This is a genomic window from Grimontia kaedaensis, from assembly GCF_023746615.1.
Lineage (GTDB): Bacteria > Pseudomonadota > Gammaproteobacteria > Enterobacterales > Vibrionaceae > Enterovibrio > Enterovibrio kaedaensis.
The window spans coordinates 15,155-32,344 of record NZ_CP082276.1; the positions used below are offsets into that span (position 1 = coordinate 15,155).

Annotated in this window: 18 protein-coding genes and 1 pseudogene; 7 read left to right on the forward strand and 12 right to left on the reverse strand. The window is 48.0% G+C overall.

The window, feature by feature from the left end:
• Positions 1-9: 9 nt before the first annotated feature.
• The 8 genes from K6Q96_RS17010 to K6Q96_RS17045 all read right to left on the reverse strand — a co-directional run bounded on the left by K6Q96_RS17010 (position 10) and on the right by K6Q96_RS17045 (position 5,194).
• Positions 10-465, reverse strand: a complete 456-nt coding sequence (locus K6Q96_RS17010) for a GNAT family N-acetyltransferase (RefSeq protein ID WP_251881225.1) — start codon at positions 463-465, stop codon at positions 10-12.
• 57 nt (positions 466-522) lie between these two features.
• Positions 523-783, reverse strand: coding sequence for a hypothetical protein (locus K6Q96_RS17015; protein ID WP_251881227.1), 261 nt, complete (start codon positions 781-783; stop codon positions 523-525).
• Positions 784-969: 186 nt separating this feature from the next.
• Entirely contained in the window at positions 970-2,208 is a 1,239-nt protein-coding gene (locus K6Q96_RS17020) for a DEAD/DEAH box helicase (RefSeq protein WP_251881229.1), read from the reverse strand.
• A 226-nt stretch (positions 2,209-2,434) separates the two neighbouring features.
• Complete coding sequence (locus K6Q96_RS17025) at positions 2,435-2,833, reverse strand: VOC family protein (protein WP_251881231.1); 399 nt, start codon at positions 2,831-2,833, stop codon at positions 2,435-2,437.
• Between the two features lie 48 nt (positions 2,834-2,881).
• Positions 2,882-3,631, reverse strand: coding sequence for a helix-turn-helix domain-containing protein (locus K6Q96_RS17030; RefSeq protein WP_353621800.1), 750 nt, complete (start codon positions 3,629-3,631; stop codon positions 2,882-2,884).
• A 312-nt stretch (positions 3,632-3,943) separates the two neighbouring features.
• Positions 3,944-4,297: a VOC family protein gene (locus K6Q96_RS17035; RefSeq protein WP_251881236.1), complete on the reverse strand. Its 354-nt coding sequence runs from the start codon at positions 4,295-4,297 to the stop codon at positions 3,944-3,946.
• A 167-nt stretch (positions 4,298-4,464) separates the two neighbouring features.
• Positions 4,465-4,941, reverse strand: a complete 477-nt coding sequence (locus tag K6Q96_RS17040; RefSeq protein ID WP_251882387.1) for a DUF3291 domain-containing protein — start codon at positions 4,939-4,941, stop codon at positions 4,465-4,467.
• A gap of 91 nt (positions 4,942-5,032) precedes the next feature.
• Positions 5,033-5,194 (reverse strand): hypothetical protein, encoded by a 162-nt coding sequence (locus K6Q96_RS17045; protein WP_002536643.1) that lies wholly within the window; start codon positions 5,192-5,194, stop codon positions 5,033-5,035.
• Here K6Q96_RS17045 and K6Q96_RS17050 point away from each other — a divergent pair.
• Positions 5,193-7,400 (forward strand): esterase-like activity of phytase family protein, encoded by a 2,208-nt coding sequence (locus tag K6Q96_RS17050; protein WP_251881238.1) that lies wholly within the window; start codon positions 5,193-5,195, stop codon positions 7,398-7,400. The genes K6Q96_RS17045 and K6Q96_RS17050 overlap by 2 nt on opposite strands.
• 134 nt (positions 7,401-7,534) lie before the next feature.
• Here the strand turns inward: K6Q96_RS17050 and K6Q96_RS17055 are convergent.
• From K6Q96_RS17055 to K6Q96_RS17065, 3 genes and pseudogenes are all read right to left on the reverse strand, one after another.
• Positions 7,535-7,954, reverse strand: a pseudogene (locus tag K6Q96_RS17055) (GNAT family N-acetyltransferase); the annotation flags it as partial.
• Between the two features lie 36 nt (positions 7,955-7,990).
• Positions 7,991-8,803 (reverse strand): transglutaminase-like domain-containing protein, encoded by an 813-nt coding sequence (locus K6Q96_RS17060; RefSeq protein WP_251881240.1) that lies wholly within the window; start codon positions 8,801-8,803, stop codon positions 7,991-7,993.
• A 3-nt stretch (positions 8,804-8,806) separates the two neighbouring features.
• Positions 8,807-9,037, reverse strand: a complete 231-nt coding sequence (locus tag K6Q96_RS17065; RefSeq protein WP_002536650.1) for a DUF350 domain-containing protein — start codon at positions 9,035-9,037, stop codon at positions 8,807-8,809.
• A 212-nt stretch (positions 9,038-9,249) separates the two neighbouring features.
• Here K6Q96_RS17065 and K6Q96_RS17070 point away from each other — a divergent pair, with 212 nt between their 5' ends.
• From K6Q96_RS17070 to K6Q96_RS17085, 4 genes are all read left to right on the forward strand, one after another.
• Entirely contained in the window at positions 9,250-9,798 is a 549-nt protein-coding gene (locus tag K6Q96_RS17070; RefSeq protein ID WP_251881242.1) for a PepSY domain-containing protein, read from the forward strand.
• Between the two features lie 84 nt (positions 9,799-9,882).
• Positions 9,883-10,146: a hypothetical protein gene (locus tag K6Q96_RS17075; protein ID WP_251881245.1), complete on the forward strand. Its 264-nt coding sequence runs from the start codon at positions 9,883-9,885 to the stop codon at positions 10,144-10,146.
• A 32-nt stretch (positions 10,147-10,178) separates the two neighbouring features.
• The gene (locus K6Q96_RS17080; protein ID WP_002536655.1) at positions 10,179-10,874 is read left to right on the forward strand and encodes a response regulator transcription factor; all 696 of its coding nucleotides are present in this window, start codon (positions 10,179-10,181) and stop codon (positions 10,872-10,874) included.
• Positions 10,871-12,076 (forward strand): sensor histidine kinase, encoded by a 1,206-nt coding sequence (locus tag K6Q96_RS17085; RefSeq protein ID WP_251881251.1) that lies wholly within the window; start codon positions 10,871-10,873, stop codon positions 12,074-12,076. The genes K6Q96_RS17080 and K6Q96_RS17085 overlap by 4 nt, the downstream gene beginning before the upstream one ends.
• Positions 12,077-12,329: 253 nt before the next feature.
• Here the strand turns inward: K6Q96_RS17085 and K6Q96_RS17090 are convergent, their stop codons facing one another.
• Positions 12,330-13,367: a substrate-binding domain-containing protein gene (locus K6Q96_RS17090; protein WP_251882388.1), complete on the reverse strand. Its 1,038-nt coding sequence runs from the start codon at positions 13,365-13,367 to the stop codon at positions 12,330-12,332.
• A gap of 211 nt (positions 13,368-13,578) precedes the next feature.
• Here K6Q96_RS17090 and K6Q96_RS17095 point away from each other — a divergent pair, with 211 nt between their 5' ends.
• Together K6Q96_RS17095 and K6Q96_RS17100 are read left to right on the forward strand one after the other, a co-directional pair.
• A complete protein-coding gene (locus K6Q96_RS17095; RefSeq protein WP_434802192.1) occupies positions 13,579-14,622 on the forward strand; it encodes a substrate-binding domain-containing protein in 1,044 nt (347 codons plus the stop codon).
• Entirely contained in the window at positions 14,622-17,120 is a 2,499-nt protein-coding gene (locus tag K6Q96_RS17100) for a putative bifunctional diguanylate cyclase/phosphodiesterase (RefSeq protein WP_251882390.1), read from the forward strand. The genes K6Q96_RS17095 and K6Q96_RS17100 overlap by 1 nt, the downstream gene beginning before the upstream one ends.
• The last annotated feature ends 70 nt before the right edge of the window (positions 17,121-17,190 follow it).

Genomic DNA, 17,190 nt, shown 5'->3' on the forward strand with positions numbered 1-17,190 from the left:
GCTTTGTTTTTAGGTAGCTTTCGCGTTATCCAATGTATGGACAGTGACATGGAATTTTTCATTGCCTGGCATGCGGCCGCTAGCGATACCTGTTTCAATAAATCCAATAGACTGATAGAAGTTTAGCGCAGTATTGTTTCCCTTTAACACTTCAATAGAGAAAGTACGTGCAGGCGAACCAATCACGGCATTGACCAATGCTTTGCCAACACCACGACGATAGGCTGTTGGATCAACATACAACCACGCGATCTCTTCATCATCATGTGCGATAAACCCGACAACCTGATCATTATCCTCTGCAACCAGTAGGCGATAATCAAAGAGGTCTTCATTCTTTGCCGCTATCTCCAGTGGTATGAAAGCATCTTCAAGTGAAGCCCCTCGAAGCTCATCTAATCGAGCTAAGTCATGAATCTCGCAAAGGCGAGACCAATCGTTTTCCGAATACTCGCGAACTATCATGTGTTTTATCAAGTTTCCATTTAATGCCGAGGTGCCACGTTATGGCAAAGTTGGGGGCTAGCCACCAATAATCGCGTTTAACGCTAAAGCTTGGGAAACATCAGCGAAAGAGCCTATCAGCGGATACTCATTATCATCAGCACCATAAGCCTGTTTGTGGAGTTGATACGCGTCCTGCAATGACTCAGCTTTCAACGGCTGTCCAGCTAATTCAAAACCTTGTTCCAGCAACTGGCTTTGCTCGTTAACGAAAGTTTCCGTGCCTAATTCGAGATGAATGACTGCCGTGTCTTTTTTCATGAATTGATAGGAGTTCATTGATCATTCCTTTGGTTAAACGAGAGGGTCAAAATTGTCCAAAGAAATCTGTCACGCTAAAAGACTAAGCAGTTTTATAGCACCGTTTTATCAGTGCTCTGTGAGATGGCGTACCAAAATGCGACTAAGTGAGTGCTTTCTGCTTAAGACCGAACTATCTGCTAGGGGATAGACGTGGAAGCAAAACTAGCTCCGCGTTTTCGGTTTGAATTGTTTGATGGAGCGTTTGCTGTTACTTCGACGGTTGGCTTTCTTGTCGCGAGGCGGACGTTTGCGCTCGCTGTTGGCACCTTCTGTTGCAGGTTTGTCAGTCACTGGGAATCCTTCAAGTGAAAGCAGTTCCAATGGTTTTCCCGTTAACTTGCGGATGGCGTTCAGCGAATCGGTTTCGCCATGACAAACCAAAGAGAGCGCCAAACCATTTTCGCCAGCACGGGCTGTGCGGCCAACTCGGTGAACATAGACAGGCGCGTTCGGTGGTAAATCAGCATTGATGACCACGGGCAGCGCATCGATATGAATACCGCGGGAAAGAAGGTCAGTGGAAACGAGAACGGTTACTTTCTTGGCTTTAAAAGCGGCCAGAGTTTGTTCGCGCGCCGTTTGATCTTTATCGCCATGAAGCGCCGCCACTGACATTCCAGCTTTGGTGAGTTTCTTCGCCAGAGCATCGGCATTACCGCGTTCACCGACAAACACCAATACCTGCTCCCAGCCATGTTGTTTGATCAGCGAAATCAACGCCTGCGCTTTACTGCCTTTGTTGACGAGATAAAGGCGTTCTTCAATCTCTTCCACCACACTGTTTTTCTGGTGTGCTTCGATTCGCACAGGGTTAAAGAGCATAGACGCGGCGGCAGACTCCAGTGATTGCGGCATAGTGGCTGAAAACAGCAGTGTCTGTCGCTTGGCAGGCAACACTTTAGTCAGGCGCTGAACATCCGGCCAGAAACCCATTTCCAACAGACGGTCTGCTTCATCAAGTGCCCATAGTTTTAGCGCATGAAGTGATAATTCTTCCTTGTCGATGAAATCAAGCAGGCGACCTGGCGTTGCCACGATAAGTTGCGGTTTATCTGCGAGTTCTTTGAGCTGGCTTTCAGGCGCGGCGCCGCCACACAGCATCATGGTCTTGATGCCTATGAGAGTGGCTATTTCTTCAATCGCTTTGATGACCTGAGCAGCCAGTTCACGGGTGGGCACCAGCACCAAGGCCTGAATGTCTTTCAGGCTTGGGTTGATGCGATCAAGCATTGGCAGACTGAATGCCAGCGTCTTGCCGCTACCTGTTTGCGCGAGTGCAATCACATCGCTGCCTTTCAAAGTGGCTGGAATGGCTTTTTCCTGAATCAGGGTTGGGGACGAGAGCGCTTTAGGTAGCGCAGCAAGTAAAACAGGAGAGAGATTCAACGATGAAAAAGTCATGGGCAGTCACAATGTGATGGAAACGGTGGCGAAGTCTAACAGTGAGTCGCTAGAAATTGTACGAAAAGAGGTTTGATTTTGTCACGCGGGATGAGAGGAAGAGAAAAGCAGCTACCGAAAGAGGTGGAGATAACTGCTTTTGCTAATGTCTATAAGCGGTCTGGTTAGATTGTATTTCGCTTGGTTAGATGGTGATCATCGCGCAAAGCGTTCACTTTCAAGTGCGTTATTGACCTTCCAAATCCACATGCTGAACGATATCCAATCGAATACCTGCTGGGTCTTCAACCATAAAATGGATTTGCCCCCAAATCTCCTCTTTAAGCGTCATGGCAATAGGCAGATCCAGCTCTTTCGCGGTCGCATATGCCTTTGCTGCATCTTGGACTTCCAGAGAAACAACGTATCCTTCCGGATTCATAATAGGATGAAGAAACGCGGGTTGGCTGGCATGTTCAGGCATTAGAAAGCCAAGCTGAACGCCAGAGTTAGGGGAGACAAGATGCAGGTAAAATGTCTCGTCATAAAATACAGCATTGAACCCAAAAACGGTTTCATAGAAACGCTTTACGGCTTCGAGCTCTGATGTCACCATCACCGGAAACATAGCATTAATTTCTATCATAGTTTCTCTCCTGAAAACGAATGTGTGTTGAACAGAAGTGAGTATGTGTTATCGGCGATTCTGGCGATTGTATAAAACGGACATTCGTTTAAATTCTTGTGGTGTTAAGCCTGAGAACCTTTTGAACTCGCGGATAAAGTGGGATTGGTCGTAATAGTGTGCCGCCCAAGATGGTGCGCCTTGGTTTTCTTGAGTCAGTTGTTTAACCGTTTTCTGAAATCTCAAAACACTTGAGAAAGACTTTGGGGACATACCCAAATGAAGTTGTGTCAGCCGCCTTAGCTGTCTAGCGGAAACGCCAAACTCGGCACATTGCTTATCCGAAAGTTGAATAACAGATTCAGTATTGTAAAGGCAATAGCGGATGAAGCTAACCAAGCGTCGGTCAACCGAAGGGTACTTCACCTCCCTCAGCAAAGCGGTTCCAACATATTTGCATCTCTCACTGAACGAGTTTGTGCGTTGAAGACCTTCAAACACCTCCATCAACAGTGAAGGTGGCAGGAGTTCGAGGGATTGCGTATCAGGTGTCACTGCACCCCACTCCCCGATAGGGTGCGGGATGAGACCTTGATTTGCCAGTACGCGAAATCTGACACCAAAGTAACTGACAGGTCCAGAGAGCGGGAACTCGATTGAGGAAAGAAAGGGGGAGACGATGGCGTTGTCGTCGATGTCTCCAACATTAATGATCCAGTCGACGCAATTGTCGGGCATGCTTCGATAAAAATGCTCGCCGAAGGGAACATCTAACTGCCAAAAGCTATGTATCCAGTGACTCAGAGGAGGTGGAGGCACATAGGCTTTATAAGCGTTTTGAAGAGTGACAGACCCTTGTGCAGGTTGATAGTCGAAATCAAGCAATACTCGCAGCCTCTGTTATGGATGTGCTTCATTTTTTATATCACAGGCGTTTAGGTTGGGACTGCTTTGTACTGCCTTACTTCTGTTTCATCAATAATGTGAGAGGTAGTGCAAGGGAACCAGAAAGTGCAGCAACCAGTGAGCAGCTCCGCAACCTGGTCCCATTGGGTAAGCAAATAGATTTGTATTACATAAAAATGCCATTCAACTTGTTGATCGGTATTTCTCGCTCTATCTATCAGGCCGCTATTTATCTGACCAAACCGCAAACTCGTTTCCACTTGGCTCGGTAAAATGAAAACGCCTGCCGCCCGGGAAGTCGAAAATCGGTTTCACAATCTTGCCGCCAGTTTGCTTCACATTGATTTCGGTCTGCTCCAAAGACTCACTGTAAAACACCAAAAGTGCGCCGCCGTTTGAGGTCTCTGAGCACATCTCCGCGCGGAAGAAGCCGCCATCCAATCCCTGATCAGAAAAGGCGGTGTAATCAGGGCCGTAATCGGTGAAGGTCCAGCCGAAAGCTTCAGAGAAAAAGGATTTGGTGGCTAACAGGTCGCGGGCGGGAAATTCAACGTAGTTCAGTTTACCGTGTTGGTTCATTGGCGCACTCCAAGGTCGTCAGGAACGCGACCATGTCCGGCCGCGCAGCCATTCAAGATGATTGAAGTTATCCTAAATGAAGGACGTTGATCGCTTTGAGATCAAAGGCAACTTCCCGAAAACAAACTGTCTTAAAACGTAATCAAAATGCCATGCGGTGAAGTGGGTTACATTCGGCTTTGAGTTGTTTCCTTTGTTGCACCTGAATCTGAAGTTTCGAAGAATTGACGAAAAGTGAAGGCGAATTCTGACTCGCCGTGTTCGCGTAAATGATCCAGCCTCTCTTTTGCTTCTTCCAGAGAAGGGATGTGCCCCTCTGGAATCCACCACATCACAAAGTTGTGGCAACTTGGTTTTTCAAACCATTCATTGCGGCGCTTCATGATGTCCACATGGTGGGTTTTGAACATGAACTGTTTGAGTGCATCGGCGGACTCCCAAACAGAGAGGTTAATCAGGGTATTAGGGTTACCAAACAGGCGGTAGCTGAGCACCTTGCTGTAGGAGTCTTTGAAGCGCCACACATACCCACGAGACGATTCCGCAGTCGCATTGACTGAGGGAATGTTATCGACAAAGTCCTTCAAAAGTGGGTCGTCGATATTGGCTTTTGCAAACGAAATATTTAGCTCAGCTAGATGCATTTCATTCTCCCTAATTTGTCTGTTCATCAACCTCCCACGAATCGTCAGAGGGGTAAAGTCACCCTAAGACGATTCGAGGAGTGCGTCTCACTCATGCAGTGATGTGGAAGTTACCAGACATGGAAATGCGGGTATTGAACAAAATTTCACCTCTATCACCTAACTGCCATGCGAGCGTCATTGAAGTGAAACCTAAAGTCGTAAAGGTAGCGTCCCAGAATTTGGTGATAGGTTTATAAAGGAGTTTCCCCATGCGTAAGCAGAGCAACCTACTCGTTTCTGTGTTGGCATTGTCGGTCAGCGCGGGTTTGTATGCCGCAGAGCAATCTTCATTCCAGCGTATTAGCGCGGTATCGACGGCAAACAACATCCCACCGGGCGTAGAAAAAAGTCACGAAACCTCAGCGGAAATCATTGCTGTCAGTGAAGATGGCAACACATTGGTTTACACCGATAGCCCGTTGAAAGGCGTGGGTATGCTGGATATCACCAACCCGAAAAAGCCAACAGGGAAAGGCTTTGTTTCACTGAATGGTGAGCCAACCTCGATTGACGTTCTGGGTGAAACCTTTGTCACCGGCGTGAATACCTCAGAAAGTTACACTCAGCCGTCTGGCTATCTTGAACAGCGAAATCTGACCACAGGTGTCCGTATAGAAAAATGCGAACTTGGTGGCCAGCCGGACTCTGTTGCCGTGGCAAAAGATGGCAGCTTCGTCGCGGTGGCGATTGAAAATGAGCGAGATGAAGACCTGAATGATGGTGTGCTTCCACAATTTCCTGCCGGTCACCTTGCGCTGGTGCCTGTTAGAAACGGCAAGCTTGCTTGTGAGGCTCAGAAAAAAGTCGCTATGACAGGCTTAGCCGACATCGCACCAGAAGATCCAGAGCCAGAATTTGTAGATATCAACAGCCTTGGCGAAATCGTGGTCACCCTGCAAGAGAACAACCATTTGGTGATTGTGGATGGTAAAAAAGGTGAGGTGATTGCGCATTTCCCTGCCGGCAAAGTTGATTTGGATAACGTCGACTTGGATGAAGAGCGCGCCCTGACGTTTGATGGCACCCAGAAGAACCGTAAGCGTGAACCGGACGCGGTGAAATGGTTGGATGAAGAGCGCTTTGTGATTGCCAATGAAGGTGACTACGAAGGCGGCTCGCGCGGCTTCACCATCTTTAGCAAGCAAGGCGATGTGCTGTTTGAGTCTGGTCTGGATCTGGAATACCGCATCGCGATGGCGGGTCACTACCCGGAAAAACGCTCAGGTAACAAAGGCGCAGAGCCGGAAGGTCTGGAAGTCGGTACTTTCAATGGCCAGCAATACATTTTTGTGTTGTCTGAGCGAGGCTCAGTCGTCGGCGTTTACCGCGACACAGGCAAAGCACCGGAGTTTGTTCAGTTGCTACCATCTGGCATTGCACCGGAATCTGCCGTTGCGATTCCACAGCGTGGTCTGCTGGCAACGGCCAACGAGAAAGATCTGATTGAAGATGGCGGCGTGCGTGCTCATGTCATGCTATACCAGATTGGCAGTGAAGAACCCTCTTACCCACAAATTGAATCTGTGATGGTTGATGGTAAGCCCATTGGCTGGGGCGCCTTGTCAGGTCTGGTAGCGGATCCAAACAACGAGAGCACCCTGTATGCCGTGAACGACAGTTTCTACAAAGCGCAGCCTTCGATTTTTGTGGTCGACGCTTCTTCCACGCCAGCCAAAATCACAAAGCGCATTCCTGTGATGAAAGACGGCAAACCAGCGAAAAAACTGGACTTGGAAGGGATTACTACAGATGGCAAAGGCGGTTTCTGGTTGGCTTCTGAGGGGCGCACTGACAAAGAGATCCCACATGCCCTGTATCGCACTGACGCCAAAGGCAACATCGTAGAAACGGTCGAATTCCCTGTTGAATTGCTGGCTGTGGAAAAACGCTACGGTTCAGAAGGCATCACCCGTGTAGGCGACAACCTTTGGATTGCGATTCAGCGCAGCTGGAAAGATGACCCTGAAAACACCGTAAAACTGGTGCAATACAACACCAAAACTGGTGAGTGGAAAGCGGTGCGCTATCCTACTGAGTCAGCGGAAAATGGCTGGGTAGGTTTGTCTGAAATTACGGAACACGAAGGTGCGCTTTACATCATTGAGCGTGATAACCAAATTGGTGACGCAGCGAAAGTGAAGCAACTGACCCGTGTATTACTGGCTGATGCAAAGCCAGTGGCGCTAGGTGGGGAACTGCCATTGGTTCGCAAAGAAGTGGTATACGACTTTATTCCAGATCTGAAAGCACCAGGTGGCTTCGTGACGGATAAGATTGAAGGTTTTGCGATCACCAAAGACGGTAAAGCATTCGCTGTCACCGACAATGACGGTGTAGATGATAGCAGCGGCGAGACCTTCTTCTTCCCACTTTCCAAAGATGGAAAGGCGCTGGATTTTGCGACCTTGCGTCCGTAACTTAATGATATAAATAAAAACGCCGGCTTGAAGCCGGCGTTTTTGCTTTGGAGTTCCAACCGATAATTCTGCAAATCGAGGTGTTGTCCCTGAATCAACGTCGCGTCTAACGCTTTGCTTTGGTAAGCAAACCCGGCACTCTCAAGCACTTTGACGGAGGCTTGGTTACCCGAAGACACTTTTCCCACTACATAGTCCACATCAAGTTGCTCACGACACACTTCCACCAGTGCCATTAATGCGCGCTTGGCGATGCCTTTGCCTAAAGACTTCTGACAGACGCGATAGCCAATCTCAACATGGTCGTCGTAAATGGTATGAATATTGGCTCTGGCTACGATTTTGTCGCCCTCATAAATCACATACATCAGATGGGTTTCATTACTTTGGCTTTCTACCAGTTCACGGGTGGTATCTGTGAGCCCAGCCAGATTGAAATAGCCCGAGGGCTTTGGCGGAATGAATTGCTCAAACCACGTTTTGTTGCGGCACTCGAAATCCAGCAATGCTTGGCAATCATTTAGGCTAAGCGGTGATAGGGAAACCGTTTCCATCTAGCGGGTAAGTGTCCTTGTTTACATTGTAAATTGTTAAAAAGGCTGCTCAGCGAACCGACTCATGAGCTTCCAGTGTCCGGATGCATATTTTGTGGTCTGTTTAGAGCCTGTGTTCAGCCAGAAATAATGACGGTTAAACATCATTTTCGGGTGGTAACCAGGCTGGGTTGAAGCCAGTGGATACTGTCGGCCAAAACCACTTTTTTGGGTCGCTTCCAGCACATACTCTTTGCCATTTAAGAACAGCACTACCCAGGCATGACCGCCACCATCATAAGTACCGATAGCCACGCGTGCGTCATACCCTGCTTCAATCAGCCAGTCTGCCAGCAGAATGGCATGGTCCTCACAATCTCCGGAAGGGTAGTAGTAAGACTGTTTGCTTGATTGCCAAATTTCCATCAGGCCACCGTATTGTTCGTGGTCATACTGGTAGGTTTTCTTTCGGGCGATCACCAGCATGGGCATCATAGGGTTATCAATTTTGAATGGCAGATAACCTTCGAGGTAGCTGTGTGTCAGATGAAAGTTGCCCTTGCTGTCCGGTGCCAGTGCGGTGAAAGGCTGGTTATTGGTGTTGTACGTGTAGAAGCCGTTATTTCCCTTTAAAGATTCGCGCCAACGGGCGATTTCCGTATGGGGAATTCTCTCTTTGGTATCCAGCAAGGTGATAACACCATTGCTCCCGTCAAAATCAATCTCAGCCGGTGTAAGTGCGCTGGTGGATGCGGTTATCTGCTTTTCAGTGATACTCGGAACATCTGGCAGTGTGGCCTTTTTCTCTTCAAGCAGGCTGGCAACTACGGCCAACACCAACATCAGCGGAAGATAAAACTTGAGGTTCATGGCTTAACTGCGAAAACCGAACGCAACGATAACAGCAACGAAAATAAGGATGGTTGATGCAAAAAGCGAAACCGCCACATTGCCCTTCTTCATTTCCTCTTCTATATCCACATTCTTCAGTAGTTTCTTATCCACCCATAACAGGGCGTAAACGCCAACCAGCAAAGAAATGATGGTGTAAATGAGGTTGATGGAAAGGTTAAGAATTGAAGCGAAAAAGAACTCGCTGCCCATAGTTGCACTCCTTGCATAGGGTAAGAATCGATTGCGTCGATACTACTGTTTTTGTCGCCATGATTCGACGCAAATGCTTGGGAAAGCGAGCCTTATCAAACCTTACAAAAATGTATAGTTCGCGAAAAGTTGGCGAAAGCCCCTTTGGTTAGAGTATCCACGTCGACAGGGAAATGCCCTTGTCAACCGATACCAATAACGAGGATGACACCATGAAAAAGACAATGATTTTTAAGCCTGCTGCTATTTCTGCTGTATTGGGTCTGAGCGCCATGATGGCGGTAGGCACTGCAAATGCGGGTGACGCGCCAAAGTCACTGAACGAAGATGCAGTCAGCCTGGTTCAGGCGGTTGAGATTGCCAAAAACGCAACTGGTGGCGTGGTACTTGAGGCAGAGCGCGACGTAGAACTGGGCCAGGCGGTATATGAGATTGAGCTGGCAAGTGAAACCGGTGAAGAAATCAAAACCGTGGTGAACGCGACGACGGGGGAAGTGATCCTGACGAAAACCCGCCGCGACCATGATGATGACCACCACGATGACGACGACGTAGAAGATGCGATCTGGTTGTCAGGCATCAAAGACGGGACTTACCTCTCACTGGAACAAGCGCTGATGCAAGCAGAAACCCAGGTAGGCGGTAAAGCGTGGAGCATTGAGCAAGATGATCACCGCGGCCAGCCTTCTTATGAAGTAGAGCTTCTGGATGCAAATGGCAAAAGCGTTGAAACCCGCATCAATGCGATGGCTTTGAAATAAGCCCTTACTAACGGTCAACAGACCCTAAAACGTCATAATCGAATTTATCTGTAGGGGCGATGCCGTCCCTGATTGGAGGTACACATGAGCGACGAAAACAAAAACACATCAATGTGGCAACGCGCAAAAGAGATGGTGAAACGTGTTGTTCAAGAGGCACCTATGGCAATTCTGGGTGTTGTGAGTTTCTCACTACTATTTATGCTGGGACTGGTTACACTGGGAATCAGTTTGATGGCTGGAATAGCCGCCATCATTGCGGCGAAATGGCAACAACGCCAGATGTATAACGACATCGCCAACCCCACAGATAAGAGAAACGACGAAGAACCGATTGTGGCTGTATAAGCCGCAATGTTATCCGAACAGAGAGAGTCCCTATGCGCGTGTTGTTGGTCGAGGACGATACCAGCCTCAGTAGTTTTGTAGAAAAAGGCCTGCGTGAAGCAGGCCATCAGGTTGAAGTCACCGACAACGGTAAGCATGCGCTCACGCTTTGTATGGCAGAAAGCTACGATGTGGCGATTGTCGATCGTATGTTGCCGGGGCTGGATGGACTCTCTTTGGTAAAAGCGTTGCGTGCGGCTCAGGTCGGCACGCCAATTCTATTTCTGACCGCCCTCGGCGGTGTGGATGATCGCGTGCAGGGTTTGGAAGCGGGTGGTGATGATTACCTCACCAAGCCTTTCGCGTTTTCTGAGCTGTTGGCTCGCGTCACTGCGCTTTCCCGCCGCTCTGTGTTGAAGTCCACCGAAGCCAGCCCTGAAATCAGTTATGGCGACGTGGTGCTGAACCTGTTTGAGCATTCCGCCACCCGTCAGGGGCAACCACTGGATTTACAGCCGAAAGAGTTCCGTATTCTGGAGCTTTTCCTCCGCCATCCTGGTCGGGTGATCACCCGTACCATGCTGCTTGAACACGTTTGGGATATTCATTTCGACCCGCAAACCAGTGTAGTGGAAACCCACATCAGCCGCCTTCGTAACAAGCTCGAAAAGCCATTTGGCGACACACTGATTCAGACTGTGCGTGGCGTGGGCTACAAGCTTGAACAAAAAGGCGGTGAGGCGAAATGAAAGCCAGAGTGACGGACTTTTTCCATCGCCACTTTTCCAAGCGCAAACTGCTGACGTTGTTACCGTCGTGGATGAAAAGCTCTGCAACCCAGCAAGGTTTGATGTTTGGTGGTGTGTCGATTATCAGTCTGGTGTTGATGGCAACCGTGACTTTCTTCTATGTCGAGCATGAACTGAAAGACCAAAACCGCGAGATAGTGAAAGAGTCCCAGCAGCTCGCTACCGGTCACCATAAAAAAGTGGATGACGACCCGATAGAAGACGACGAGATTCTTGCGGTGTTGGCGTCTGGTTTTGTGCTTGCTGGCGTATTGGTGTCGATTTTCACCGTGGCATTGGTTGTTGTGATGAGCCGTATCAGCCAAAAACGCATTAATCGTATTGAAAGCGTGCTCAATGCGGCGGCTGAGGGCGATCTTTCCGCTCGGACCGACGTGAAATACACACACAATGACTTGGCGAGAATTTCAGTTTCTGTCGATGACATGCTGTCACGGCTGGAAGGCTCTGTCGCGGCAATGAGCGACATCTCTGCCAACATCGCTCATGAGCTAAAAACACCGATTACCCGGTTGCGCCATAACCTGCTGACACTTCGGGAAGACGCGGAGCGTGTTGAGCCGAATCTCGATGACGCTTTTATCGAGGAACTGGACAAAGCGCTGGAAGATTCGCAGCGTTTGGCTTCTATTTTTGATGCATTGCTGCGGATATCTCAGATTGAGTCCGGTGCACGCCGAAGCCGCTTTATGGCGCTTGATCTGAATAATGTTATCGAGACAGTGGCAGAGATTTATGTCGATGTCGCCGAAGATGCAGAGATGACGCTGACGATTGAGAAGCCGGATTCACCACTGATGATTCAAGGCGATCGAGAATTGCTTATCCAGCAGGTCGCTAATCTGATTGAGAACGCGCTGCGCTATTGTCCGGCGGGCAGTGAAATCGCTCTTCGCTGCGGTGAAAATCCGGAAAACGGCAATGTTTGGCTCGAAGTGAGCGATAACGGACCTGGCATCGTCGATGAAGAAAAAGAACGCGTGTTCGAACGTCTTTACCGCGTAGACAAAAGCCGCACAGATGGTGGCTTGGGTCTTGGGTTGTCCTTGGCAAAGGCGGTGGCTGGTTTGCATTATGGCCATATTGAGCTGTTTGATGCTGAGCCGGGGTTGGGCGTCAGGGTGGCGATCCCGATTCGCTAGAGTCTATTGATCAATTAGACGCACTATTAGGTTGTTTTTGTTAGTAAAGAACATGGAGGAGTATTGGTTCAAGAAGAATAAATCTTTAACTGTTTTTTCCTCCTTTGAATATGAAATCTATTTCATTTTTCTTTCATTTATAAAAATTAATTTAATTAGGTATTATTTTGTCTTCTTAATTTTGAGAATAATTTGGTTTTCTGACGACTTTATTCTCAGAAATGAGAATTAAGTCGTCGAGTTTTAATATTTCTCACTCAATGCCAGAATAACGGAATGCTTCTCTGGTCAGGCGGTTTAATTCGCTTTCTTTCATCTGGTTATGAACCACAGTGATGCGCCCGAGATAAATTAAAGGCACTTCCGATGATCTACCTTCAATATGAAATTTGATCGCTTCGGCAGTAGCTACACCCAGATCATCGCTCATCCGCATTGGCGTCGCATCTAACTCACCAGCCCGAATCTTTTCGATCTCTTTTGCCGTGCCACCCCAGCCCGTTACGTAAATGTCAGACAATCGGTCTGCTTCACCAAGCGCTTCGACAGCCCCCATGGTCATGGCGGTATTGGCATTGTGTATCATTGACACTTCAGGGAAATTATTGAGTACCAATCGCACGCCGTCAGCGCCTCCGAGTTTCTGATATTGGCCAAAGTGCTCGTAAATGTTTAGCCAATCACCTTTCTGCTGGACACAGTCGATAAACCCTTGAGAACGTTGAGTATCTGTAATGCCTGGGATTCCACGGTTTGCTGCAAATTCCACCTGCTTTCCCATGTGTTTAATCACATGGTCGCAAAGCACATCTGCGCCCATCGCACTCGAAAAGTCGAACCAGCCGTCCGGCTGATGTGTCCATGCTTTGTTTGGTGTATGGAACGCCCAAATGAAGGTTTTGAACTTGTCTGACGCCGAGAGTTTTTGGATGTTGTCTGCCTGTAGGTCCAGCTCGGAAGGGCCGAAAATCACGAAGTCATACGGCTGCTCAGCATTAAGTACTTGCTCTGTGTATTGCGATTGCAATGAGTGCTCAATTTGCTTTGAGGTATACTCGTGAACCTCGTAGGGTACTTTTAAGTCCAATAAGCGCTTTGTCATCGCTTTGAAATTTTTCACCCAAAAATCAGAGATATCTGCACTCGGGTAAATAACTGCAATGCGTATAGGTTTGCTAAACTTTTCTATATTCGTTGGTAAAGGCGGTTCACTAACGGTTTTCTGAAATGTTTTAAGCTTTTCATTATTCGAATTATTTAGGTTTTCTTTAGATGAAACTGAAAAAGACATCGCCCACAAAGCAACAACCAGGCCTGCCACTATACTTCTTTTCATTTTCCTTCCTTGTGGTTTACCAACTGGAAAAACTCTATTAACATGCTTATTAATGATACATGAGAATTATAAATCGGACTGGTTTCATTCTTTGAGTGCTTATATTTTTTCCCGATTCAAGACTTTTATCATCTTTTTCTTCGCGACAACGTGTTCTGCCGAAACGCTGACAGCATATTACGTTGGCTATGCACAGGAAAAAGTGAAAAGAGCGATATATGAGAATGCTGTCTGGGGTGGCCCCACGACCGGCCCAAGTATTGTGAGCGGTAAAAACATTATTTTTGTTGCCTCTGACTTGAGAAATGGTGGGGTATACGGCGTTGGTAAAGGGATGTCTGAAGCCATTTCCAATCTCGACTGGCACCTTAGGTTTATTGATGGGTTTGGTTCAGAGGTGCGTCAAGGAGCAGCCATCAAGAAAGCCATCAGCTTCAAACCAGATGCGATTGTGCTCGGTGGTATCGACGCTCAGCATCACAAAGAAGTGCTCAAAATTGCCAAAAGCCATGGCATTGTAGTGATTGGTTGGCATGCAACCGAGCTGGCGGGTGGGAACAGCGAACTGGGTCTTTTCATGAACGTGACTACGGATCCGCTCGCCGTTGCCGAAATTGCCGCGATGCTGGCTATCGTCAACTCCAAAGGGCGTGCAAAAACCCTGATATTCACAGATCCAAACTACAAAATTGCCACCATCAAAGCGAACGCCATGGCAGACACCATCCGTCGTTGTGCAAACTGTGAAGTCTTGGAGGTCAACGCGCTGCCTCTGGATAAAATCGCCGAGCAGATGCCAGTAACGTTTGAAGGTCTTTGGAAGAAATACGGCGCAGATATTACACACATTCTCGCTATCAACGACCTCTACATTGACTATGTTATCCCCTCTCTAGAAACAAACGTAGAACAGCAAATTCATATACCGCAGAACATCTCTGCCGGTGATGGAAGCCGCGCGGCCTATAAGCGCATTAACAATGGCAGCTTCCAGTTGGCAACAGTTCCTGAGCCGCTCTACCTACATGGTTGGCAGATCACGGATGAGCTGAACCGCGCATTCAACCAACTTCCTCCGAGTGGATATTCCGCGCCAGTGCACATGGTGACACCTGAGAATGTCAGCGAATTGATTGGCAAGCATGAACGTGGTGTCTATGACCCGAAAAATGGCTACCGCGATGCCTACCTCAAGATATGGAAGCCATGATGAATTTTAACAATACCAGTATTACCCAACGGCTTATCATCTCGAGCCTCATCTCTCTTCTGATGGTGAGCTTCGCTGTTTTGATTGTTATTCGTTCGCTGTTCTATGTTGAATCAACACTCAAAACGGAAACCTCGCGTCATGTGTCTGAACTGATTGTGAACTCAGAGATCAGCCGCCGAGTCTTTGCGTTGACCTCGCGTGTGAAATTGTTGGAACAAACCTTCCTGTACAGTGAAACCGTGCTTTCTGAAGAAGCGTTTAACATTGATTTCCAACTGCAAAGGCTAAGAGATCTTTCTACGAATCAGGATTTTTCCTATCAAATAGATGCGTTCATCGACAACTTCCACCGCTTTTTAGGCAGTTCACTGGCGCTGAACAGAATCCTAAAACAGACCAACACCATTGATGCTACCTTGGCTGAGCAACTCGACGCGCTTGAGGTGGCAGTGGCGGCGAGTAAGTTAGAACACCTTGGCGAGGAAGAGGTGACTATCTACAATAACGAGCTTGATATTATCGCCATGCTTCGTGAGTCATTTCTGATGGTTGGAAAAATGTTGGGGGATATTCATAGCCGCATTACGCCTGAAACCGAAAAAGTGTTACTCATCGAGGCAGAAAAAGAGCTGGACATTCTTCAGCTTCATCTGGAAAACGTGGACATATCCACCACAGAGGTCCGAACGCAGAAAATCGCAATTAAGCGAACTCTAGAGCGATACCATGCGACGCTCAGGAAAATCCGCGCCAACCTTGACCAGCGTTGGATTGTCATGGCGGCACTTGTTCAGGCTCAGGCGGGTTTGCTTGAAATGGTGGAAAGCACTGAATCCCGCGTTCAGGAGCAAACTTTACAGCTGACAACACAGCTGGAAGATGTGATTACTGAATCTCGCTTCAACGCTATCATCATCAGTCTGCTGGCGTTTTTGTTCTCTGTGCTGCTGGTTAATCACGTTGTCAGCAGACATATCCAGAAGCCTCTTGACGATCTTAAAGATGGATTTGATCGCTTGGTTTCACATGGGACCAAACGTCCCATTGATTTGGGACGGACGGATGAGTGGGGGCATATTGAGAATGCCTACAACAATATGGCGGCGAGGTTGTCTGAGGCTTATCAGGCCATCACCGAAGAGAAGAAAAACTTCGACTTTCTTGCCCATCATGATCCTTTAACTCACCTCGCAAACCGCTTGCTGGCGACGAAAGAGCTGCGTAATCAAATTGCTGACTCCAAGGAAAATGGCACCAAATTCCTGCTTCTCTATCTGGATATTGATGAATTCAAAACTATCAACGATTCTCTGGGACATGCCGCGGGAGATAACCTACTGGTCAACGTGGCCGGTAAACTGACCAGATTGATTGGCGATTCCGGCTTTGTTGCCCGTATGGGGGGGGATGAGTTTATGATCCTCATTCCTAACACTCACTTAGAGCAAGGGAAGCTCATCGCCCAGCGAATTAATAAGGCAATTAAGCAACCTTATTACATTGAAAAAAGCACAGTTTTTGTGTCGACCAGTATCGGTATCTGTGAATTCCCTGACCACGGGTATGATGGTGAAACACTGATCCGGAATGCAGATACGGCAATGTACTACGCGAAACGCAATGGCCGCGACAGTTACCGTATTTACACGGATGAAATGACCACTGAAGTGAACGACATTATCGAGACCAACCGCGGCTTAAACCAAGCAGTCCGCGGAGATGAGCTGACTGTCTTCTTCCAACCCAAAGTGAATTTAGCTTCCGGCAATATCATTGGTGCAGAAGCATTGGTGCGTTGGCAGCACCCTAAACTGGGCTTGCTCCCGCCGTCTGCTTTCATGGAAGTCGCAGAGAAATCTGATCTGGTCGTCGACATTGATAAATGGGTGTTCAGCAAGGTAGCCAGATTGATAACAGATTGGAAAAACGCGGGTATCGACACGTCAAGCATTCTTATCTCGGTTAACTTTTCCGCAAGAATGTTCTACATGACGGATTTGGCAGAACAACTGCAAAAAATCCTCGATAAGACAGATTGCGAGCCGAGTCAGCTGATTTTGGAAATCACTGAGCGCGATATGATGCGGGACTTTGAAACTTGCGTCAGGACAATCGAAACCCTTCACGCCAAAGGTTATAAAATCGCGATTGATGACTTCGGTACCGGTTACTCCTCGCTCTCTGTGCTTAAAAACCTATCCGCCGATTACATCAAGCTAGACCGGAGCTTCATCAAAGACGTTCACTCATCATCGTCTGACTATGAAATCACCAAGGCGATTCTCCAACTGGCGAGCGTGCTGGATTTATCCGTGGTGGCAGAAGGGACAGAAACTCGGCCGCATGTCGACACTTTGCGTCAGCTTGGGTGCACGTCGGCACAAGGCTACTATTTCGCCAAACCGCTGCCTGTCGATGATTGGCTTGACTATTTGGGGGAAAACCAACGCAAGGCCAGTCAGAGTGACTATATCAGACTGAAATCCGCGACATAAAGCGTTGCGATTAGCCGCTATTGAGAGGTTTGATAGGCCGAATAGTATCACTCCATACATTGTTAGGAGG